10 protein-coding genes are annotated in these 21,136 nt (G+C 72.8%); 5 read left to right on the top strand and 5 right to left on the bottom strand.

All coding sequences use genetic code 11. The annotated features are described in order from the left end of the window. The first annotated feature begins 371 nt into the window (after positions 1 to 371). From WME96_RS23030 to pbpC, 3 genes are all read left to right on the top strand, one after another. Entirely contained in the window at positions 372 to 2,504 is a 2,133-nt protein-coding gene (locus WME96_RS23030) for a GH116 family glycosyl hydrolase (protein WP_437292231.1), read from the top strand. A 155-nt stretch (positions 2,505 to 2,659) separates the two neighbouring features. Continuing rightward, complete coding sequence (locus WME96_RS23025; protein WP_437292230.1) at positions 2,660 to 8,440, top strand: MG2 domain-containing protein; 5,781 nt, start codon at positions 2,660 to 2,662, stop codon at positions 8,438 to 8,440. A gap of 3 nt (positions 8,441 to 8,443) precedes the next feature. Next, the gene (gene pbpC, locus WME96_RS23020) at positions 8,444 to 10,969 is read left to right on the top strand and encodes a penicillin-binding protein 1C (RefSeq protein WP_437292229.1); all 2,526 of its coding nucleotides are present in this window, start codon (positions 8,444 to 8,446) and stop codon (positions 10,967 to 10,969) included. Between the two features lie 60 nt (positions 10,970 to 11,029). On the opposite strand, the gene WME96_RS23015 is transcribed toward pbpC, so the two are convergent. Next, entirely contained in the window at positions 11,030 to 12,301 is a 1,272-nt protein-coding gene (locus WME96_RS23015; protein WP_437292228.1) for a DUF1501 domain-containing protein, read from the bottom strand. An 8-nt stretch (positions 12,302 to 12,309) separates the two neighbouring features. Beyond that, positions 12,310 to 14,619 (bottom strand): DUF1588 domain-containing protein, encoded by a 2,310-nt coding sequence (locus WME96_RS23010; protein ID WP_437292227.1) that lies wholly within the window; start codon positions 14,617 to 14,619, stop codon positions 12,310 to 12,312. A 439-nt stretch (positions 14,620 to 15,058) separates the two neighbouring features. Here WME96_RS23010 and WME96_RS23005 point away from each other — a divergent pair, with 439 nt between their 5' ends. Then, positions 15,059 to 16,360 (top strand): sigma 54-interacting transcriptional regulator, encoded by a 1,302-nt coding sequence (locus WME96_RS23005; protein WP_437292226.1) that lies wholly within the window; start codon positions 15,059 to 15,061, stop codon positions 16,358 to 16,360. Positions 16,361 to 16,551: 191 nt separating this feature from the next. On the opposite strand, the gene WME96_RS23000 is transcribed toward WME96_RS23005, so the two are convergent. Genes WME96_RS23000 through WME96_RS22990 form a run of 3 tightly spaced genes read right to left on the bottom strand, consistent with a single transcriptional unit; the run spans position 16,552 to position 19,573 of the window. After that, on the bottom strand, positions 16,552 to 17,226 hold the full coding sequence (locus WME96_RS23000; RefSeq protein ID WP_437292225.1) for a hypothetical protein: 675 nt from the start codon (positions 17,224 to 17,226) through the stop codon (positions 16,552 to 16,554). Between the two features lie 60 nt (positions 17,227 to 17,286). Beyond that, on the bottom strand, positions 17,287 to 18,447 hold the full coding sequence (locus tag WME96_RS22995; RefSeq protein WP_437292224.1) for a GNAT family N-acetyltransferase: 1,161 nt from the start codon (positions 18,445 to 18,447) through the stop codon (positions 17,287 to 17,289). Further along, positions 18,437 to 19,573: a quinone-dependent dihydroorotate dehydrogenase gene (locus WME96_RS22990; protein WP_437292223.1), complete on the bottom strand. Its 1,137-nt coding sequence runs from the start codon at positions 19,571 to 19,573 to the stop codon at positions 18,437 to 18,439. The genes WME96_RS22995 and WME96_RS22990 overlap by 11 nt, the downstream gene beginning before the upstream one ends. Before the next feature lie 267 nt (positions 19,574 to 19,840). Between WME96_RS22990 and WME96_RS22985 the strand changes: the two genes are divergently transcribed. Further along, positions 19,841 to 21,136: a M18 family aminopeptidase gene (locus WME96_RS22985; RefSeq protein WP_437292345.1), complete on the top strand. Its 1,296-nt coding sequence runs from the start codon at positions 19,841 to 19,843 to the stop codon at positions 21,134 to 21,136.

The following is a 21,136-nucleotide window of genomic DNA, read 5'->3' as shown; positions in this document are numbered from 1 at the left end:
ACGTGGAGGGACGTTGAAGACATAATATCCGCGACATGATGGATCATGGTGGACATCTATTGTCCGGTGACGTGCGTCTGCGTCGCGTCTATCGTCACCTCATGACATGGTCGCTTGTTCCCCAACGTGCCTTGAGCATCGCGACAGCCGGTGCCGTCCTCGTTGCAGCGACAGCCCTGTCGTGCGGCGGTAGTGACGGACCGGGTTCCTCTTCGTCCGTATCACCCTCTTCCTCGTCCTCCTCGGACGGAGGTTCGGCTCCCGTCAGCGCCGGAGCAGGCCAGGGCGCTGCGGGCAGCGCCGGGTCGGGCGCCGGCGGCGCTCCTGCCACCGTCGGTGCCGGCGGAGAGGGGGGCGGCCCGCCGGCGCACGTGCCGGGAGAGCCGATCTCCATCCCGCCGCAGGCGTGGAGCAGGGGTATCACGGAGGGCGTTTACGAGGACGGCGCGCCCATCGGCGGCTTCGGGGCGGGCACGATCACGTGGCGGTTCGACGGCGGGTTCTACAAGGGTCGACTCGATATCGGCAGCAGCGATCTGACCGTCGATGCGAACGCGGGCTTCTTCATGTACCAGAAGGCCGGCGGCGGCGCCGCGGACACGAGGCGCCTCGACAAGGGCGGTATCGGTCAGGGCCAGGCGACGTACTTCTCGCTCTTCCCGCGCTCGTGGGTCGATTACCACGGCGCGATTTTCCCCTGCAAGGTGAAGGTGGAACAGTACAGCCCCATCATCCCGGGAGACACCAAGAAGACCAGCTATCCGGTCGGCGTCTATCGGTGGGAGATCACGAATCCGACCGGAGCGCCGTGCGACGTCGCCGTCATGCTGACCTGGAAGAACGACCATGGCGGCAGCGGCGCGACGGTCCAGACGGCCGGCGACGACGTCGGCCTGGTCCTCACCCGCGGCGGCGGGGAGCCGAGCTCGGAGAACCAGGGCGAGTTCACGCTCGCGAGCCGGAACGCGCCCGGCGTGGTGGTCTCGTACCAGTCCGCCGAGAGCGTCGCCGCCCTGCAGGGGGAGCTGGCCGACGACGGCACGCTCGCGAACACGACGGGATCGCACGCGCTCGGGGCCATCGCGTTCAAGGCCACCGTGGCGCCGGGGGAGCGCGCCGTCGTGCCGATCGTGCTCGCCTGGGATATCCCGATCACGCAGGCGGGCTCCAGGGACAAGTGGTACCGCGCCTACACGCGCCACTTCGGGCGATCGGGGAGCGCCTCGTGGGCGATCGCGGCCGAGGCGCTCGCCGAGCACGAGCCGTGGCTCTGGGCGCTCCAGGACTGGCAGGCCAGCGTGCTCGAGAGCGCGCGGTATCCTGAATGGCTCAAGGGCGCGCTGTTCAACGAGCTCTATTACTATGCGATCGCGGGCACGTACTGGGAGGCGGGCGCCGCGTCGGGCCAGCCCGACGACCCGGACGAGGACATGTTCACGAGCCTGGAGTCGTACATCTACCCGTTCTACGGGACGTCGGATGTGCGCTTCTACGGCTCATGGGCGCTGTTCTCGCTCTGGCCGGACATCGACAAGCAGGAGGTGCGGCAGTTCTGCGACAGCGTGACGACCACGCGCAGCGACAGGCCGCGCGCGCTCGGCACGACAGCGCACGACTTCGGAGACACCGAGAGCGTGTTCCGCACCTGGAACGCGTACACGTACCGCGACTCCACCAGCTGGAAGGATCTCAACTCCAAGCTGGTCCTGATGGTCTACCGCGACTGGGCGCTCACCGGGAAGACCGACGCGGCGTTCCTCGACTACTGCTGGCCCGCCGTGAAGATGGCCATGGAGAAGGTGAAGAGCCAGGACGGCGACGGGGACGGGCTGCCCGAGAGCAACGGGATCGACCAGACGTACGACGACATGGATCTTCACGGCAACACCGCCTACTGCGGGAGCCTCTTCCTCGCGGCCAGCGAGGCCGCGCAGGAGATGGCGACCGCCAAGGGGGACGCCGCGCTCGCGAGCACCTACAAGGCCTGGCTCGACCTCGGCAAGGCCGGCTTCGAGGCGAAGCTCTGGACGGGGGAGTACTACAAGATCGACACGGGGAGCCGGGACACGAACCGGATCATGTCGGATCAGCTCGCCGGCCAGTGGTACGCGCGCGCCCTCGGGCTGCCGCCGATCGTGGAGGCCAATCGCGCCGCGTCCGCCTTCACGACGATCTACGAGAACAACTTCAAGCGGTTCGACGGCGGGACCCGCGGCGTCGTCAACGTCATGACCGCCAGCGGTTCGGTCGACGGGACGAGCAACCAGACGCGCGAGTGCTGGGTCGGCACGTCCTGGGGCGTCGTGGCGGGCATGATCCAGGAGGGGCTCGCCACCGAGGCCGGCGAGATCGGCGAGAGCCTGGTCAACACGATCTGGAACACGGACGGCCTGTGGTTCCGGACGCCGGAAGCATGGGAGTCCGACGGCAGGACCCGCGCGGAGTATTACATGCGCGCCACCACGCTCTGGGCCGCGAAGCACGCGTACGACATCACGCCCTAGGTCCGCCGGCCCGGCATCCGGCTCGGGCGCTCGCGGCGCTCGCCGCGCGTCCCGGCGCTCGCAGGGTGTGTCCCGGCTGCCACATCCCGCGCCCGGCTTCCACGACGGACAGGCCCCTTGCGCCCGCGGCATCCCCATTGCTGAGTCGCGGCGACATGCTCGCCGCCCCGCGCCTCCGGTTCGCGCCCGCCGCCCTGGCCGCCATCGCCCTCAGCCTCGCGTGTGTGCAGGGCGCGCGCGCTCCCAACGTCCCGCCCCGCGGCACGCTCGCCCCGGGCGCGCTCGACCCGGGCGGCAAGGCCGCGGAGGGGCCGTTCGCGGTGGTGTTCGGCGCGCCCCGCGGGCAGACAACGAGCCCCGCCGAGATCAGCCTGGTGTTCAACCGGCCGATGCGGCCGCTCGACCTCGCCGCCAGCGAGGCCGCCGCCCCCGCGATCCTGAAGCCGGCCGCGCCGGGACAGTGGCGCTGGGTCGGCACGAGCGGGCTCACGTTCGTCCCTCAGGGACACCTGCCGCGCGGCACCGCGTTCACCGTCGAGGTCCCGGCGGGCACCAGGGCGCTCGACGGCAGCGCGCTCGCCGAGCCGTACGTGCTCACCTTCCGCACCGAGCTGCCGAAGGTCGCGCGCGTCGAGCCGTGGTCGGGCAAGGACGACCTCAAGCCGGAAGCGCGGTTCGAGCTCCGGTTCAACCAGCCCGTCGACACCGCCGAGGTCGCGCGGAGCGTGTCGCTCACGGCCGGCGGCCGCGCGGCCAAGGTGGCGTTCGACGTCCGGCGCCCCGACCCGAAGAACGAGCTGCTCGCCGAGATCGTCCCGCGCGCCGCGCTGCCGCGCGACAGCGAGATCGAGATGGTCGTGGCCCGGAGCCTCCGCGGCCGCGAGGGGCCGCTGCCCGCCGGCGAGGAGCAGCGGTTCTCGTACCGCACCTACGGGCCGCTGCGGCTCATGAGCCCGCAGTGCGATCGCGACACGCCGCAGCAGCGCTGCGCGGCCGAAGGCGGGTTCACGCTCCTCTTCTCGAACCCCGTGCGGTTCGCGGACGCGAAGCGGGCGATCTCCGTGGAGCCCGCCGTGAAGCCGCGGTGGCCGTCGTGGATCCAGGACGACGAGTTCACGAGCCACATCCCCGTCGGCGGCGCCTTCGCGCCGGGGCGCAGCTACGAGGTGCGCGTCGCCGCTGGGCTGCGCGACCAGCACGGGCAGGCGCTCGCGGGCGCCGTCTCCCAGCAGATCGCGTTCGGCGACCGCTGGCCCGAGGCGCAGATCGGGCTCACCGGGAGCGTGTTCGAGCCGGCGCAGCGGCGCGAGATCCCGGTCGTGTCCGTCAACGTGCGCGAGCTCTCGCTCGCGGTCGGCGCGATGACCGAGGAGGCGGTGCTCGCGCTGGAGGCCGACCCGAACAGCCCGGGGCGGAGCCCGAAGATGAGCGAGATCGCGGCGCTGCCCTCCGGAAAGCAGTCCGCCCTGCGCCCGGCCGCCGCGACGAACGCGCCGGCGACGCACCTCGTGCGCGCCGCCGAGGTGCTGGGCGGCGAGGGAAAGCGCGGGCCGCTGGCGATCGGGGTCAGCTACACGGCGCGGCCCGGGACGCGGCACGCGCGCACCTCCTCCCAGGCGGTGATCGCGCAGGTGACCGACCTCGGGATCAGCGCGAAGGTGTCGCCGCACGGCTCGATCGTGTGGGTGACGCGGCTGTCGACGGGCGCGCCGGTCCCGGGCGCGAGCGTGTGGATCCGGACCCCGGGCGCGCCCGCGCCCGCGCCGGTGGTCACCGACGCCGAGGGGTTCGCGACCGTCCCCGAGGCGGTGTACCGGCCAGAGACGTCGTCCCGGCCGGAGCGCGGCGTGATCTTCGCGCGCGCGGGGGAGGACTGGACGTACCGCCGCGTGGCCGACGCGCTGAGCGGGTGGCGCTTCGGCGCGCCGTCGGACTTCGGCGAGGCGCGCCCGTTCGGGATGGTGTTCTCCGATCGCGGCATCTACCGGCCGGGCGACACCGTGCGCGTGAAGGGGATCTTCCGCGAGGAGGCGGCGCGCGGGACGAGGACGCCGGCCGGCAAGAGCGTCGCGTTCAAGGTCGAGGGGCCCGACGGCGAGGCGCTCGTCACGCTGACGCCGGCGCTCGGCCCGTTCGGCACGTTCTCGGCCGACGTGAAGATCCCGGAGACGGCGCGCCTCGGCACGTACAGCCTCGCCGCGACCGTCCAGGGGGGCGAGGCGGGGTGGCCGGACGTGACGGGCAGCGTCGAGGTCGCCGAGTACCGGCCCGCCGAGTTCAAGGTGAGCGTCGAGAGCGACCGGCCGAGCTACGTGCGCGGCGACAAGGCGCGCTGGGTCGCGCGCGGCGACTACCTGTTCGGGGCGCCGATGACGAACGCGGAGGCCAGGCTCTCGGTGACGCGCGGCCGGGCCGCGTTCTCGCCGCCGGGGCTCGAGGGCTTCACGGTGCGCGAGGACGAGCTCACGGACGCGTTGCCGGACCGGTCGCCGCGCGAGTACGAGGTGCAGAGCGGGCGCGACCGGCTCGACGCGGCAGGGCAGGCGGCGATCGGCGCGACGCTCGCGATGCCCGGGCAGCGCGGGACCGAGCTCGTGACGTGCGAGGCCGAGATCACCGACGTCTCGCGGCAGGCGATCGCGGGCAGCTCGACGGCGCTCGTGCACCCGGCGGAGTTCTACGTCGCGCTCAAGGAGCCCGAGCGCTTCGCCAAGGCGGGCGACGTGCTCCGGCCGGAGATCCTCGCTGTCGATCCGAAGGGGGCGCGCGTCGCGCAGGTCGCCGTGCGGGTGGAGCTCATCCAGCGGACGTGGACGCTCGCGCGCGAGGAGAGCGGCAGCGCGTACCGCAGCGTGAGCACGCCGGTCGACAAGGTCGTCGCGCGCTGCGGCGTGACGACCGCGGCGGCGCCGCGGAGCTGCGAGCTCACGGTCCCGTCCGGGGGCTACTACCTGCTGCACGCGACGGCCAGGGACCGCCGGGGCAACCCCGTCGGCGCCGCGACCGGCGTCTACGCGCTCGGCGAGGGCGGCGGCGGCTTCGGCGATAGCGACCAGCTCCAGGTCGAGCTCGTGCCCGACCGCGACAGCTACGAGGTGGGGCAGACGGCGCGCGTGATCGTGAAGTCGCCGTTCGCCTCGGCCGACGCGCTGGTCACGGTCGAGCGCGCCGGGATCACCTCGCGGCGGAGGGTGAAGCTGTCGGGCGCGATGCCGGTGATCGACGTGCCGATCACGGACGACCTCCGGCCGAACGCGTTCGTCTCCGTGCTGCTCCTGCGCGGCCGCACGAGGCCGCCGCCCGCGCCGGGCAAGGGCGGGGCGGCGGGGCCCGACGTCGGCGCGCCGGCGTTCCGCCTCGGCTACGCGCCGCTCCGCGTGAACCCCGAGGCGCAGCGGCTCGCGGTGAGCGTCCGCCCGGACAAGGCGGACGCGCGGCCCGGCGACCCGATCCGCGTGGACGTCGACGTCCGCGACCGCGGCGGCCGGCCCGCCCGCGCAGAGGTCACGCTCTACGCCGTGGACGAGGGCGTGCTGTCGCTGACCGGCTACGAGACGCCCGATCCGATCCCCGTGTTCGGCGCGCCGCGCAGCCTGAAGGTGGCGACGATCGAGACGCGCGAGGCGCTCGCCCGCGTGCGCAACCCGTTCGCGGACCTCGGCGCCGACAAGGGGCGCGCGGGCGGCGGCGGCGCCGCGGGCGGCACGGGCGTGCGCCGCGACTTCCGCCAGAGCGCGTACTACCACCCCGCGCTGGTCACCGACGCCTCCGGCAAGGTGAACGCGAGCTTCAAGCTGCCCGACTCGCTCACGACCTACCGGGTCATGGCGGTCGTCGTCGCGGAGGACGATCGGTTCGGCTACGGCGAGTCGCGCGTGACAGCGAGCCAGAAGCTCATGGCCCGGCCGGCGCTGCCGCGCTTCCTGCGCGCCGGCGACGCGATCGACGCGGGCGTGGTCGTGACGTCGAAGGGGCTCGCGAAGTCGACGGTCGAGGTCGAGGTCGCCGCGTCGGGGCTCACGCTCTCGGGGAGCGCGAAGCGCGCCGTCGAGCTCGCGCCGGGCGCGTCGACGGAGGTCCGCTTCGCGCTGTCGGCCCCGCGGGCCGGCCCGGCGACGCTGCGCTTCCGGGCGGCCGGCGGCGGCGCCGAGGACGTCGTCGAGGTGACCCGCGAGATCAAGGCGCCCATGTCGCCCGAGGCCGTCGCGCTCTACGGCGACACGACCACCGCGAGCGCGGAGCGGCTCGGCGATCTGTCGGCGATCCGCGACGACACAGGCGGGCTCACGGTGAGCCTCGCGCCGACGGCGCTCGTGGGCCTCGGCGGCGGCGTGGAGCAGCTCCTCGAGTACCCGTACGGGTGCACCGAGCAGCTCACGAGCCGCATGGTGCCGCTCCTGTCGCTGCGCGACCTCGCGAAGGCCTACGGGATCGCGCTGCCGCAGAACCTCGCGGCCGTGATCGGCAAGACGGTCCGCGAGATCCTGTCGCACCAGCGCGGCGACGGCGGCTTCGGCTTCTTCGCCGAGTCGGACAGCCCGGATCTCTGGACGACCACGTACGCGCTGTGGGGCCTCACCGAGGCGAAGCGCTACGGGGTCGCGGTGCCGGCGGACGCGGTGGAGCGCGCGGTCTCGTTCGTGCGATCGAGGCTCAACGAGGCCGGCGACGATCCGATGCTCCGGGCGACCTCGCCGTTCATCCTCGACGTCCTCGCGGCGAGCGGCGCGCCCGACCCGGGGCGCGCGAGCCGGCTCTTCGAGGAGCGCGAGAAGCTGCCGCTCTTCTCGAAGGCGCTCCTCGCGCACGCGATGGTGATCGGCAAGAGCGACAGGGCGGCCGTGGACGAGCTCGTGCGCGAGATGGAGGGGTCGCTGCGCCTCGACGGGCCCATCGCGCGGGCCGTCCACAACCACGGCGACGCGTACGCGGTCCTCATGGACTCCGAGGCCCGCACCTCGGCGCTCGTGCTGCGCGCGCTGCTCGCCGCGCGGCCTTCGCACCCGCTCGCGCCGCGGCTCGCGGCGGGCCTGCTCGCGGATCGGCGCGGGGGCACGTGGCGCAGCACGCAGGAGACGGCGTGGGCGCTGCTCGCGCTCGACAAGTACCGGAAAGCACAGGAGAAAACGGCGCCCGACTTCGACGCGCGGGTGTTCCTCGGGGAGGTCGAGCTGTTCTCGGCGCCGTTCCACGGCCCGACGACCGAGCAGGTCAAGACGTCGATCCCCGCGGCGCGGCTCGCGAGCGCCGCGGGCGCGCCGCTCGCGTTCGCCGTCGACGGGCGCGGCCGGCTGTTCTACGAGGCGCGGCTCCGGTACGCGCGCAAGCAGCTCCCGGCGACGCCGCTCGACCGCGGGTTCTATATCGAGAAGTCGCTCCGCGCGATCGCGCCCGAGGACCTCGCGGCCGTTGTCGGCGGCGCGGCGCCGGCCGGCGGCATGGGGGCCGCGGCGGGCGCGGCGCCCTCGTCGCTGGCCTTCGCCGGCGGCGACCTCGTGCTCGGCGAGATCGTCGTGGTGGCGCCCTCGCCGCGCGATTTCGTTGTGATCGACGACCCGCTGCCGGCCGGCCTCGAGGCGGTCGACGCGCGCCTCGCGACGTCCGCGCGCTCGCTCGACGTCGACGCGGCGGAGGCCGCGGCGCACGACGCCGACGCCGACGTCGACCAGGACGATCTGCGCGCGACCGGCCGCTTGTACGACCCGAGCCGCTTCGTGCGCGAGATCCGCGACGACCGGGTCCTGTTCTTCGTCGATCACATGGCCGCCGGGATGTACCGGTACCGGTACCTCGCGCGCGCCACGACGCTCGGCTCGTTCGTGGTGCCGCCCGCGCGCGCCGAGGAGATGTACAGCCCCGAGGTCTTCGGCCGGACGGGCGCCATCTCGGTCAAGGTCTCGACCCGGGGGACGGACGCGGCGGCGCGTCCGCGCTGATCCGTGGTCGCGCCCTCCCCGCCGTGGACCGGCCGGCTCGCGCGGTGGCTCGCGCGCCTCCGCCCGCGCTCGCCCCTGCGCCTGCGCCGCGCCGCGCAGATCGCGCTCGCGGTCGCGGCCCTGCCGTGGCTCCTGCTCGCCATCGCCGCGGCGCTGACGCCGCTCCCGCCGGAGCTCCGGGCGGCCGAGGATCGCGCCGTGTCCACGGTGCTGCTCGATCGCCACGGCACCGTGCTGCGCGAGCTCCGCGCCGGCGACGGAGCGCGCGCGCGCTGGCTGCCGCTCGCCGAGGCCGGCGATCGCATCCAGCGCGCGCTCCTCGCCGCGGAGGACCGGCGGTTCGCGCGCCACCCCGGCGTCGATCCGATCGCGATCGCGCGCGCGATCGGCCAGCTCGCGGCGGAGCGGCGCGTCGTCTCGGGCGCGTCCACGATCACGCAGCAGCTCGCGCGCGCGCTCGTGCCGCGCCCGCGCACCGTGCGCGGCAAGCTCGGCGAGATGGCGCTCGCGCTGCGCATCGAGGCGTCGCTCTCGAAGCGCGAGATCCTCGAGCAGTACCTGAACCGCGTCGCGTTCGGCCCGGGCCTGCGCGGCGTCGAGGCGGCGAGCCGCTTCTACTTCGACAAGCCCACCGCCGACCTCTCGCTCGCCGAGGCCGCCGCGCTCGCCAGCATGCCGCGCGGCCCCGCGCTGTACGACCCGCGCCGCGGCACGGGGCCGCTCGAGCGCCGCAGGAACCGCGTCCTCGATCGCATGCTCGCGGCCGGCCTCGCCGGCGAGGCGGAGGTGGCCCGCGCCCGCGCGGAGCCCATCGCGCTCGCCCCGAAGGGGGGCGGCCTCGGCGCGCCGCACCTCGTGCGCGCGGTGCTCGGCGGCGCGCTCGGCGACGGCGCCGGCGCGGCGCCGCTGCGCGGCCGGGCGAGCGCGATCACCCTGACGATCGACCGCGGCCTCCAGCGCGAGATCGAGGTCCTCGCCCAGCAGACCGTCCGCGGCCTCTCGGACCGCGAGGTCGGCGCCGCGGCGGTGGTCGTCCTCGAGAACGCGACCGGCGAGATCCTCGCGTACGTCGGCTCGCACGACATCGACGACGTCGCCGGGCTCGGCCACAACGACGGCGTCCTCGCGCTGCGCCAGCCGGGCTCGGCCCTGAAGCCGTTCGTCTACGAGCTCGCCATGGAGCAGCTCGGCTTCACCGCCGCGACCGTCCTGCCCGACGTCGAGCTCTCGTTCCCGACCGCGGACGGCAGCTACGTCCCGCGGAACTACGACGGGCGCTTCCACGGCCCGGTCCGCCTCCGGGACGCGCTCGCCAGCTCGTACAACGTCCCGGCGGTCTGGACGGCGGCCGCGCTCGGCCCCGATCGCGTGCTCGCACGGCTCCGGGAGCTCGGCCTGGGCTCGCTCGACGGCGCGCCGTCGCGCTACGGCGTCGCGATCGCGCTCGGCGACGGCGAGGTCCGCCTCCTCGATCTCGCGAACGCCTACGCCACGCTCGCGCGCGGCGGGATCTACCTGCCGGTGCGCGCGGTGCGCGCGATCGCGGAAGCGCCGCCCGCGCCGCCCGAGCGCGACACGCCCGTCGCGGTGGCGCCGTCGTCGAGCGCGCCTCCCGAGCGCGGCGCGCGCGTCCTCGACGCCGCGCGCGCCCGGGTGATCACCGACATCCTCGCCGACGACAAGGCGCGGCTCGCGTCGTTCGGCGAGGGCAGCGCGCTCGCGCTGCCGTTCCCCGTGGCCGCGAAGACGGGCACGTCCAAGGGGTTCCGCGACAACCTCGCGGTCGGCTTCACGCCCGACGTCACGGTCGCCGTCTGGGTCGGCAACTTCGACGGCTCGCCCATGGGCGGCATCAGCGGCATCACCGGCGCGGGCCCGCTGTTCCGCGACGCCATGCTCGCCGCCGCGCGCGTCCGGCCGCCGCGCCCCTTCGACGCGCCCGACCCCGACCTGCTCGCCGAGGTCGAGGTCTGCAGCCTGTCCGGCATGACGCCCACCGCCGCGTGCCCGCACCGCCGCCGGGAGCTCCTCCCGCGCGGCGACGCCGCGGCGCTCTCGCCGTGCGACATGCACGAGATCGTGCGCGTCGACCGCCGCAACGGCCTGCGCGCCGGGGCCTGCCCCGCCGCGGCGGTCGAGGAGCGCGTCTTCGAGCGCCACGACGCCGAGCTCACCGCGTGGGCGCGCGCCGCCGGCCGGCCCATCGCCCCCGACGAGGTCTCGCCCCTCTGCGGCGCGCTCCCCGGGCGCGACGGCGCGGCGCCGGCCGGCGCGCGCGTCCGCGTCGCGTACCCGCCCGACGGCGCCCGGTTCGTCCTCGACCCCTCGGTCAACTCGCTGCAGGCCATCCGCCTCCGCGCCGACGTCCCCGCGGGCGTGCGCCGCGCGCGCTTCGTGCTCGACGGCCGCCCGATCGAGGTCGGCCCGCCGTTCGCGCTCGACTGGCCGCTGGTCGCCGGCGCGCACCGCCTCCGCGTCGAGGCGGACGGCGCCTCGGCCGGCGAGGAGATCGCGTTCTCGGTGGAGTGACCGGCGGGGGGAGGGGAGCGCCCCGTCCCCGCCGTCACGCTGCGGTGGGAGCGGCCGTCGTCACCCGAAGATCGGCAGATCCTCTTCCTCGGTGAGCGAGAACCGCTGCACGAGCGGGTCGTCCGCGATCCCTGCGAGCTTGCGCAGCGCCTTGTGGATGTGCCCCGGCTTGATCCGGACGCCGCCCTCCTTCGGCTGGAGCGTGACCGGATCGACCTCGAGCGGGTTGTGCCGCTCGTCCGTCGCCCCGATCACCCGGTTCCCCTGAATGCCCGCGCCGGCCAGCATCATGCTGGTGATGTTCCAGTGATCCTTGCCGTTGCCCTCGTTGTACCCCGGGGTCCGCCCGAAATCCGAGCCCACGACGACGACGATCCGGTCGGCGAGGCCCAGCTCCTCGGCGGTGCTCAGGAGGAAGTCGACGCCGTCGCAGATGTTGCCGAGCCGCGGGATGTGGTTGTCGTCGTGGTTGCCGTGCGTGTCGAACCCGCCCACCGTCAGGTTCGCGCTGACGCAGATGCCGGCCTGGTAGGCCGCGAGCGCGACCTGCGCCTGCCGCCGCAGCGACGCCTGCTCGAACTCCGCGGGCAGGAACTGGATGAGCTGCTTGAGCTCGTTCTGCCCGACGCGCGAGGTGAAGAGCGTGCTCATCGCCTGCTTCACGTGGGGCAGCCGCTGCTGATCGAGCCGCGCCGCGTGCCGCGCCTGCCGGGCCTCCAGGATGCGCGTCATCGTGGCGTCGGTGTGGTAGCCCTCGCGCTTCTCGGCCGACGGATCGATGACGTTCGGGTACGCGAGCCGCTGGAGCAGCCCGGTGTCGGGCACGCGCGTGACGGCCACGATGTTCGCGGTCGTGTCGTAGCCGCCGTTGCTGATGAACCCCATCGGCAGCGCGCCGCCGTGCACGCCGGCCACGAGCGCCGCGAAGCCGGGCTTGCCCTCGCGGAGCGTCCCGCTCCACGTGTTGCGGACGCCCGCGTCGTGGCTGTTCGTCTCGGTGTCGATGCCGTTGATGATCAGCAGCTTGCTGTAATGCTTCTTGAAGAACTCCGCGTTGCCGCCGACCGGCGCATACCGGAGGTTGCCGGCGGTCCCGATCTCTCCATTGAGGTAGCTGCGGTTCATCGCCTCGCGCGTCCCCTGCTCCTCGGCGCTCATCGCGCCCTTCGGATCGCAGAGGCTCGTCGGGTCCCACCCGCCGCTCGCGTGGATATGGACCCAGAGAGGGCCCGAGTAGGGGCCAGCCGCCGCGGCGTCCCTCGACAGCGAGCCCGCTGCGACGACGCCGAGGCCCGCCATCGATGCCAGTTTGAGGAAATCTCGACGTTCCATGGCTGCTCCTACTGGTAAAGAAACCTGAAGTCCGACAGGAGGTAGGTCATGACGCTCATCCACGCGCGGACCGTGTAGTTGTCGTCCCGCGTGAGCTTCTCCTCCTCGGGCAGCCCCTCGCGGGTCCAGTAGTCGTTGTGCACCTGGCAGGCGCCCGGCAGCGACCTCGAGAGCCGGCCCTCCTCGCCCTCGGCCTTCGCCATGCCGGCCTTGCCCTCCTCCCACGTCTCCAGGAAGACCTTGTACGTCCGCTCGAGCTCGGGGTCGCCGAGCTCGAGCGACTCGCCCAGCACCCGCTTGTGCAGGTACTGGATGTTCTTCTTGATCGCCTCGACCGCCGGCAGCACGTCGAAGTCGTTCGTGTCCCGCGGCTCGAACGTCGTCTCGACGTGGGGGAAGAGCAGCCGCTCCTCCTGCGGGAGGAACAGATCGCGCGGCACCGAGATGCACGCCATCTCGTTCGCCATCCGGTCGGCGACGTTGGCCATGATCCCGTTCGGCTCCGTGATCCGCTGGATCACCTCCTCCGAGTCGATGCCGCCGTAGAGCAGGCGGTAGGCGTCGCGCCGGAGCAGGAAGTCGAAGCGGGTCCCGTCGTCATCGAACGCCCTCGGGCGCCACGGGTACCCCGTCACCGCCCAGATCTTCCGGTGGAGCTGCTCGGGCCCGAGGAACCGCGTGCCGCCGAGCTGCGTCAGCGCCTCGCCCCGGGACGACGGCTGCGCGACGTTGCGCGCCCTGAAATAGGGGCTCTTGACGATGGCCTTGACGACCGTCTTCAGGTTGTAGTCGCTGTCGGCGAAGTCGTGCGCCATCGCGTTGAACGCGTGGTACTGGGCGAGGTACGACCTGAAACTCGCGCTGAACTCCGGATCGTCGTTCGTCGGCGCGACGAGCGGCTTTTGCCCGGTGAGGCCGGTGTACATCGTGTAGACCGCCGAGAGCGCGAAGCGGGGGTCGTCGGCGACGCGCTTGGCCACCCACGAGAGCGCGCTCGGGAACTCGCTGTACGGCACCGACTCGGCGCCGAAGCCCGGCGGCCGCATGTCCTGGTACCAGGCGTCGTCCGCCTCGTACCGGCCCGTCGAGTCGAAGCTGTGGAATCCGCCGGACAGCGGGTCCAGCGCGGCGTGGCAGACGGTGCACGCCGCGTTGTTCATCGTCGGGTTGAAGTCGGTGATCTTCGTCTGATCGAGCGGCTGTTCGGCCGTCTTCAGGATGTCGGTGCCGAGGAAGTACTGATAGACCATCCTCGCGCGGTGCCGGTTCCTGTTGGTGCTCGTCGTCGGGTGTCTCGAGAGGAAGACGGGGGAGGTGAGCACGCCCGCGAGCGGGACCGGGTCGCGCTTCACCGGGACGAACTCCTCCGGATCCGCGTCGTTCTGGAACTCGGCCGTCAGGCCGTACGCCCTCGCCGAGAACGGGTTCACGACCGTGTAGTCGGCGGTGAGGACCTCCTTGAACGACCTGTCGTTCCGCACGATGTACGCGATGAGCTCGAGCGGCTCCCGGCCGATGGCGCGGTTCGTCCAGCTCTTCAGCTTGTTGATGGCGTCCTCCAGGTCCCGCGCGCCGTATTTCTCGACGAGCGCCGGGTCCTGCGGGAGGCTCGCGTACCACTTCGGGTCGTACGCGTCGCCCTTGATCAGATCGACCGCCGCCTCGCCGTTCAGGTAACGATCGGTGAGGAAGAGATCGTTGTAGATCTCCATCAGCCGCACGTAGAACGCGTCCTCCGTGAGGAGCTGGTCGAGGATCGGGTCGAGCGCGTCCATGCCGCTCTGGGCCACGGCCTGCTCCTCGGCCTCGGTGGGCAGGCGCCCGGCGAGCTCCAGGCTCGCCATGCGGAGCGTCTCCCCCGGCCCGCTCATCACCACGTCGGCGAAGGACGCGTTGACGTCCGTCTCGCAGGACGAGGGGCTCTTCGTGCGGTCCACCATCTCGCGGAGCGCCTCGTACTCGGGGCCGTCGACGTCGATGACGTGGCCGCCGCCGTGATCGATGGTCTTCGTCGGCTTGAGGAGCACGTACGACTCGCCGCTGAGCTCGAGCCCCGCGAGCGATTTGAACGTCGCGAGGTTCTTGTCGAGGAAGCCCGCCTCGCTGCTGCCGGCGAGGACCAGCTTGGAGTCCGCCGCCTGCCCCTGCGGGTTATGGCAGCCGATGCATTTCGCCGAGAGGATGGGGACCCACACCTTCTCGGCGAAGAACTGCTCGTCGGAGATGCACGGGCCGTCGGCCTCGCTGCTGCAACCGGTGGACACGGCGGCGAGCGAGCTCGCCCCCGCGGAGAGCCCCAGGATTCCCAGGGCCGTCACGGCGCGCTTCCGGAGTAACCATCCTGTTCTCGGCATAAGCATCCTCGTCGGGAGCGCCTGCGCGCGCGCCCGCGTTGAGGGGACCGGGAGAGCGGAGCCCCGAACCGCGTTGATCGAACCACACACCGACAGACCCGTTGTGGGCTGTCGTTCAACGACGCCCGACGGAGCGAACGGGACAGTCGCCCGATCCGTCTTCTGCGTAGCCACGTAGTCTAACCTCACTAGGGCCTCTCCCGCTATGCGCTCAGTACATTCATTGATCTGAATTTCTCGGCGACATCTCTCGTGGCTTTGAAGTTTTTCGACGGGAGACCGCGTCTCATCGGGAAGCCGCGTACCCGGTGTGTCCAGGTGCGCGCGCGACGCCGCCGATCATGGAGAGGCGGGAGCGTACGGAGATGTGGTCAAGGCCGGGGAAATCGAATAACCGTTGGATATGAGCTCGACGAGGGATGCGACCCGCGCTCGCGCGGTCCAGTGGTTCGTTCGCGGAGGGACGCTGCGGGCGGCCGGCCGGGATCCCGTCAAGATCGGCATCGCGCCGGTCGTGGTGGGGCGCGATCCGAGCTGCGGTGTGGTCGTCGACGATCCGGAGGTCAGCTCGACGCATTGCGAGCTGCGCGCCGAGGGGCCCGGCGTGCTCGTCCGCGATCTCGGCAGCAAGAATGGCACGTTCGTCTCGACGGTGCGCATCCGCGAGGCGATCTTGACGGCCGCGTGCGCCATCCAGGTCGGCGGGTCGGTGCTCAGCTTCGAGCCGCTCGAGAAGGAGCGCGTCGACGTCGGCTTCGACGAGAGCTTCGGCCCCCTGATCGGCGCCTCGCCGCGGATGCGCCACCTCTTCCGCCTGCTGCGCGAGGTGGCGCCGACGGAGCTCTCGCTGCTCATCACGGGCGAGACCGGCACGGGCAAGGAGCTCACGGCGCAGGCGATCCACGACAGCTCGAGCCGGCGCGGCGGGCCGTTCGTCGTCGTCGACTGCGCGTCGCTGCCCGGCGCGCTCGCCGAGAGCTTCCTGTTCGGGCACGAGCGGGGCGCGTTCCCGGGGGCGAACGAGCGGAAGAACGGCGCCTTCCACGAGGCCTACCGCGGGACGGTCTTCCTCGACGAGATCGGCGAGCTGCCGCCCGAGCTCCAGCCGAAGCTGCTCAGGGTGCTCTCGGAGCAGAAGCTGAAGCGGGTCGGCTCGCGGATCTACGAGCCGGTCGACGTGCGGATCATCGCGGCGACGCGCCGCGATCTGGGCCGCAGCATGAACACCGGCCGCTTCCGGAGCGATCTCTTCTTCCGGATCGCCCAGATGCGCATCGAGCTGCCGCCGCTGCGCGAGCGGCGCGAGGACATACCGCTGCTCGTCGCGAGCGTGTGCGAGCGCATGGGTTGCCCGGAGCGCGCCGTGGAGATGGTCAATCTCATCACCGCGACGCTCGGCCAGCACGATTTCCCGGGCAACATCCGCGAGCTCATCAACGTCACCAGCGTGGCCACGAGCCTGCCGCCCGGCGCCGAGGCGATCGCGGCGATCCTCCCGCTGGAGGGCGGCGGCGACGTCGTCGCGCCGACCTCGGCCTTCGGCGAGGCGAAGCGGAGCGCCGTCGCGGCGTTCGAGCAGCGTTACTTCAGCGAGCTGATCCGCGCGACGGGCGGCAACATCAGCGAGATGGCGCGCCGCGCCGGCATGGAGCGCCACCACGTGCGGATGTTCCTGCGGAAGCACGGGCTGACCGCCAAGCAGTGAGGCAGAGCACCGGCCTCGCGCATCTCCCTCGTGAAACGAAGGAGAGAGAGAATTTGAACCACAGAGGCACAGAGGGCACAGAGGGGGAGAGGGAGAGAAAGAAATTTTAATTCTTCATTCTCTCTCTTCCTCTGTGCCCTCTGTGCCTCTGTGGTTCAAATCCTCTGTTCTTTTACAGGCGCGCTGACCTTCTACGCGCCGCCCGCTCCGCCAGCGCCACCCGCGCCGCTGCCGCCGGCGCCGGTGCTGCCCGCGCCGCCGGCGCCGCCGCTGCCGGACGGGTCGCCGCCGGTGCCGCCCGCGCCGCCCTCGCCGCTGCTCGTCGTCGTGGCGGTCGTGGCCGGGTTGCCGCCGCAGCGCTCGACGTTGCGGCAATCGGCGCACGAACAGCCCTCGAAGTACTCCGCGCACGAGCCGTTGTCGGTGCAGTGATCCGTGCACCGCGGGGTGTCGGTGCAATCGGGGCAGGTGCAATCCTCGTTGAGGCCGCACGCGTCGTTGTTGTTGCAGCCGCGCCTCGGGCTGCACTCGGCGACGCTGCCGGCGCAGTCCTGGCAGGTGCAATCCTCGCTGTCGGGGGCGTCGGGCCGCAAGTCGCAGGTGCCGTCGTCCTTGCAGTGGCCGAGGCAGCTCGCCGAGTCGGAGCAATCGGGGCAGCCGCAGCTCTCGGGGACCTGCGCGAGGATCGTGCACCGCCCGTCGGGGCTGCCGCCGAAGCAGCCGAATCCGAGCGCGCCGCCGGCCCCGGCGACCGTCGCCGTCGTGGTCGTCGAGGTCGCGTCGGGGGTCGGTTCGCTCGAGCAGCCGCCGCTCGCGGCGAGACCGAAGGCGACAGAGGAGACGAGGAGGGCAAGAAAGACACGCATGCCCCGAAGCATCCCTCTCCGGAGCGCGTCACGTCAACACCGCGCGTCACCGCGGAGCGCTCAGCGGAATGCCACGCTCCGGTCCGCGGTGCGCGCGCGGACCACGGCGCGCTCGCGCACGAGGAACTCGCGCACGGCGGCGTCGAGGCGCGGATGCGCGAGGTGGTGCGCGCTGTGGGTGACGCTGGGAGCGAAGCCGCGCACGAGCTTGTGCGACCCGCCAGCGCCCGGCTCGAAGCGGCGCAGTCCGCGGGCGATGCAGTCCTCGACCGGGTGGTAGTAGCAGACGTTGAAGTGCAGGAACGGGCGCTCCTCCGAGGCGCCCCAGTAACGGCCGTAGAGCGCCCTGGGCCCCGCGAGGTTGAGCGCGCCCGCGATGGGCCGCTTGCCCTCCCGCGCGAGGACGATCTCGACGCCTCCCCGCGACCCGGCGCGCTCCCCGTCGCTGCGCAGCCGGGCCGCGATCTCCTCGAAGAAGGCGCGGTTCAGGTACTGCCGGCCCCAGGCGAACTTCTCCACCGTGGAGACGTAGAAGCCGAACATCACGTCCACGATCTCCGGCGTGATGTCCGCGCCGCGGAGCGTGTCGATCGAGATGCCCTGCTTCGACGCCTCGCGCATCTCGCGCCGGATCTGGTGCCGCCGCTTCGCGTTGAAGCGCGCGAGGAAGTCGTCGAACGTGCCGTACCCCTCGTTCTCGAACTGGAACTGGATGCCGCAGCGGTGCGCCATCTCCGCCCCGGCGAGGGCGGCGGCCTCTTCCTCGGTCGGGAACAGGACGTGAGCGCCCGAGATGCGGCCGCGCGCGACAAGCGTGCGGAGCGTCTCGGCCAGCATCGGCATGAGCGCCGGCCGGTCCTCCGGCCGCCGCACCAGGAGGCGCGGCGTCGTGGCGGGCGTGAACGGCACCGCCACGACGAGCTTCGGGTAGTACGGCGCGCCGAGCTGGTGCGACGCCGAGGCCCAGCCGTGGTCGAAGACGAACTCGCCCTCGCTGTTGTCCTTGAGGTACGCGGGCGCGGCGGCGAGCAGGACGCCCTCGGCCCGGAACGTGATGTGGTGGGGCAGCCAGCCCGCCGCCTCGCCCACGCACCCCGTCCGCTCGAGCGCGTCGAACCACGCCCACGAGAGGAACGGCGCCTCGCTCGCGCCGTCGAGCGCGTTCCACTCGCCCTCCGGGATCTCGCGGATGGTGCCGTGGACCTGCGCTTCAAGCTCCATGATCGATCATAGCAGGGCGCGCCGCGCCGCCCGGTCGACCGGAGAGCTCCTGGATCGACCGCGCGCCCGAGCGCGCCACGAGCTCCGACAGGCCGCGCGCGATCGCGGCGGGGAGCAGCGGCCCCCCGTAGATGAAGCCCGTGTAGAGCTGCACGAGGTCGGCGCCCGCCTGGATCTGGTCCATGGCGTGCTCCGCCGACTCGACGCCGCCGGCGCCGATCACCGTGACGCCGCCCCCGAGGCGCGCGCGGACGCGCCGCACCATCGCGAGCGAGCGCTGCCGGAGGGGCGGCCCGCTGAGCCCGCCGGCGCCCATCGCCTCGACGGCGGCCGTGCTGGTCGCGAGCCCGTCGCGCCGCACCGTGGTGTTCGTCGCGATGACGCCGGCGAGGCCGACCTCGTCGACCACGGCGAGCAGCGCCTCGAGCTCCTCGTCGCCGAGGTCCGGGGCGACCTTGATGAGCAGCGGCAGCGGCCTCCCGCCGGCGCGGTTCTCCCGCGCGATCGCCGAGAGGAGCGCCCGCGCGATCGCCGGGCCCTGCATCGCCCGGAGGTCCTTGGTGTTCGGGGACGACACGTTGATCACGACGAAATCGGCCGCGCGCCGCACCTCGCGGAAGCTCGCGAGGTAGTCCTCGATCGCGGGCTCGATCGGATCGAGCGGCGCGACCCGCGACTTGCCGATCGAGATGCCCACGGGCACGCCCACGGCCGCCGCGCCGCCGCGGCCCTGGAGCCGCTCGGTGACGCGCGCGGCGCCCTGGTTCGGGAACCCGAGCCGGTTGATGAGCGCCCGGTCGGCCGGCAGCCGGAAGAGGTTCGGCGGCGGGTTCTCGGCCTGGGCCTGCGCCGTGACCGTCCCGAGCTCGACGAAGCCGAAGCCGAGGGCGGCGAGCGCGCGGGCGCGGCGGGCGTCCTTGTCGAAGCCGCCCGCCACGCCGAGCGGGGAGGGGAAGTCGAGCCCCATCGTGCGCACCGCGATGCGCCCGTCGCGGGGCGCGAGGCGGGCGCGCACGAGGGCGCGGAGCGGCGCCGCGTGCTCGATCGGGCCGAGCGCGAGCATGCCGAGCTCGTGCGCCAGGCGGGGTGGAAGCGCGAAGAGGAGCGGTCGGACGAGGCGGTACATCGGGGCGCGTCTCCCTTGCGGCGCGCGGCGCGGAGGAGGCCCGGCGCGCGGCGTCGCGGTGGGCGATACCATGGCGCACCGGCCGCGTGTGTCGCCATCTCGGCGCGAGGGGAGCGAGGGGACGCGAGGGCGCGCGCGCACGGCGAGGCGCGCGCCCGCTCTGCTAGACTCGGCGCCCCCATGACGCCCCCCGAGATTTCCGATCGCGCAGGCGATTCCAGGCCATCGACCGACCTTGGCGAGCGCTTCGCGCGGAGCGCGGACGAGATGTCGACGCTGCGCGAGCGCGGCGTCGCGGCCGCCCGCGACCTCTGCGCCTTCATCGATCGCGCGCCGACGCCGTTCCACGCCGTCCGCGAGGTCGCCTCGCGGCTCGCGGCCGCCGGCTTCTCGGAGCTCGGCGAGCGCGACGCGTGGACGCTCGCGCCGGGCGATCGCCGCTATGTCATCCGGGGCGGCTCGACGATCGTCGCGTTCGTCGCCGGGGCCGAGCACCCGGCGCGGGGCGGCTTCCGCGTCCTCGGCGCCCACACCGACTCGCCGAACCTCCGGGTGAAGCCGAACGCCGAGCTCTCGCGGAGCGGCTACCAGCAGCTCGGCGTCGAGGTGTACGGCGGCGTGCTGTACTCGACCTGGCTCGACCGCGACCTCAGCGTGGCCGGCCGGGTCCACATCCGCAGGGAGGGCCGGGTCGAGCGCCACCTCGTCGACCTGGGCCGTCCGGTCGCGCGCGTGCCGAACCTCGCGATCCACCTGAACCGCGGGGTCAACTCCGAGGGGCTCGTGCTCAACGCGCAGAAGCACCTCGTCCCGGTGGTCGGCCTCGGCAAGGAGGCGGACCTCCAGGCGCTGCTCGCGTGCGCGGTCGACGCCCCGCGCGACGCCGTCCTCGGCTTCGATCTCTGCCTGTACGACACGCTCAAGGCGTCGCTGGGCGGGCTCTCCGACGAGTTTATTTTTGCATCCCGGCTGGACAATCTCGCGAGCTGCCACGCCGCGACAACGGCGCTGATCGGCGCGGGCGATCCCGGCGCGGCGACGCGGGTCATCGCGCTCTACGACCACGAGGAGTGCGGCAGCCGGAGCGCCGTCGGGGCGGCGGGCAGCGTGCTCCGCGACGTGCTCGCGCGGATCGTCGACACGTACCCGGCGCGCGAGCCCCAGGCGTTCGCGCGGGCGATGGCGGGCTCGCTGCTCATCTCGGCGGACATGGCCCACGCGGTGCACCCGAACTACGCCGATCAGCACGAGCCGCGCCACGCGCCGCAGATCAACCGAGGGCTCGTGATCAAGTCGAACGTGAACCAGTCCTACGCCACCGACGGCGCGACGTCGGCCGCGCTCGAGGCGCTGTGTCACGACGTCGGCTTCTGCCCCCAGCGCTTCGTCGTGCGCAGCGATCTCCCGTGCGGCAGCACCATCGGCCCGATCACCGCGGCCGCGCTCGGGATCGCGACGGTCGACGTCGGCGCGCCGATGCTCAGCATGCACTCCTGCCGCGAGATGGCCGGCACGCTCGACGTGCACCTTACCATCGAGACCTACCGCCGCGCGCTCGCGTAA

The sequence above is a fragment of the Sorangium sp. So ce406 genome (assembly GCF_051474675.1).
GTDB lineage: Bacteria > Myxococcota_A > Polyangia > Polyangiales > Polyangiaceae > Sorangium > Sorangium cellulosum_G.
This window is presented reverse-complemented; position numbering and strand designations above follow the sequence as displayed.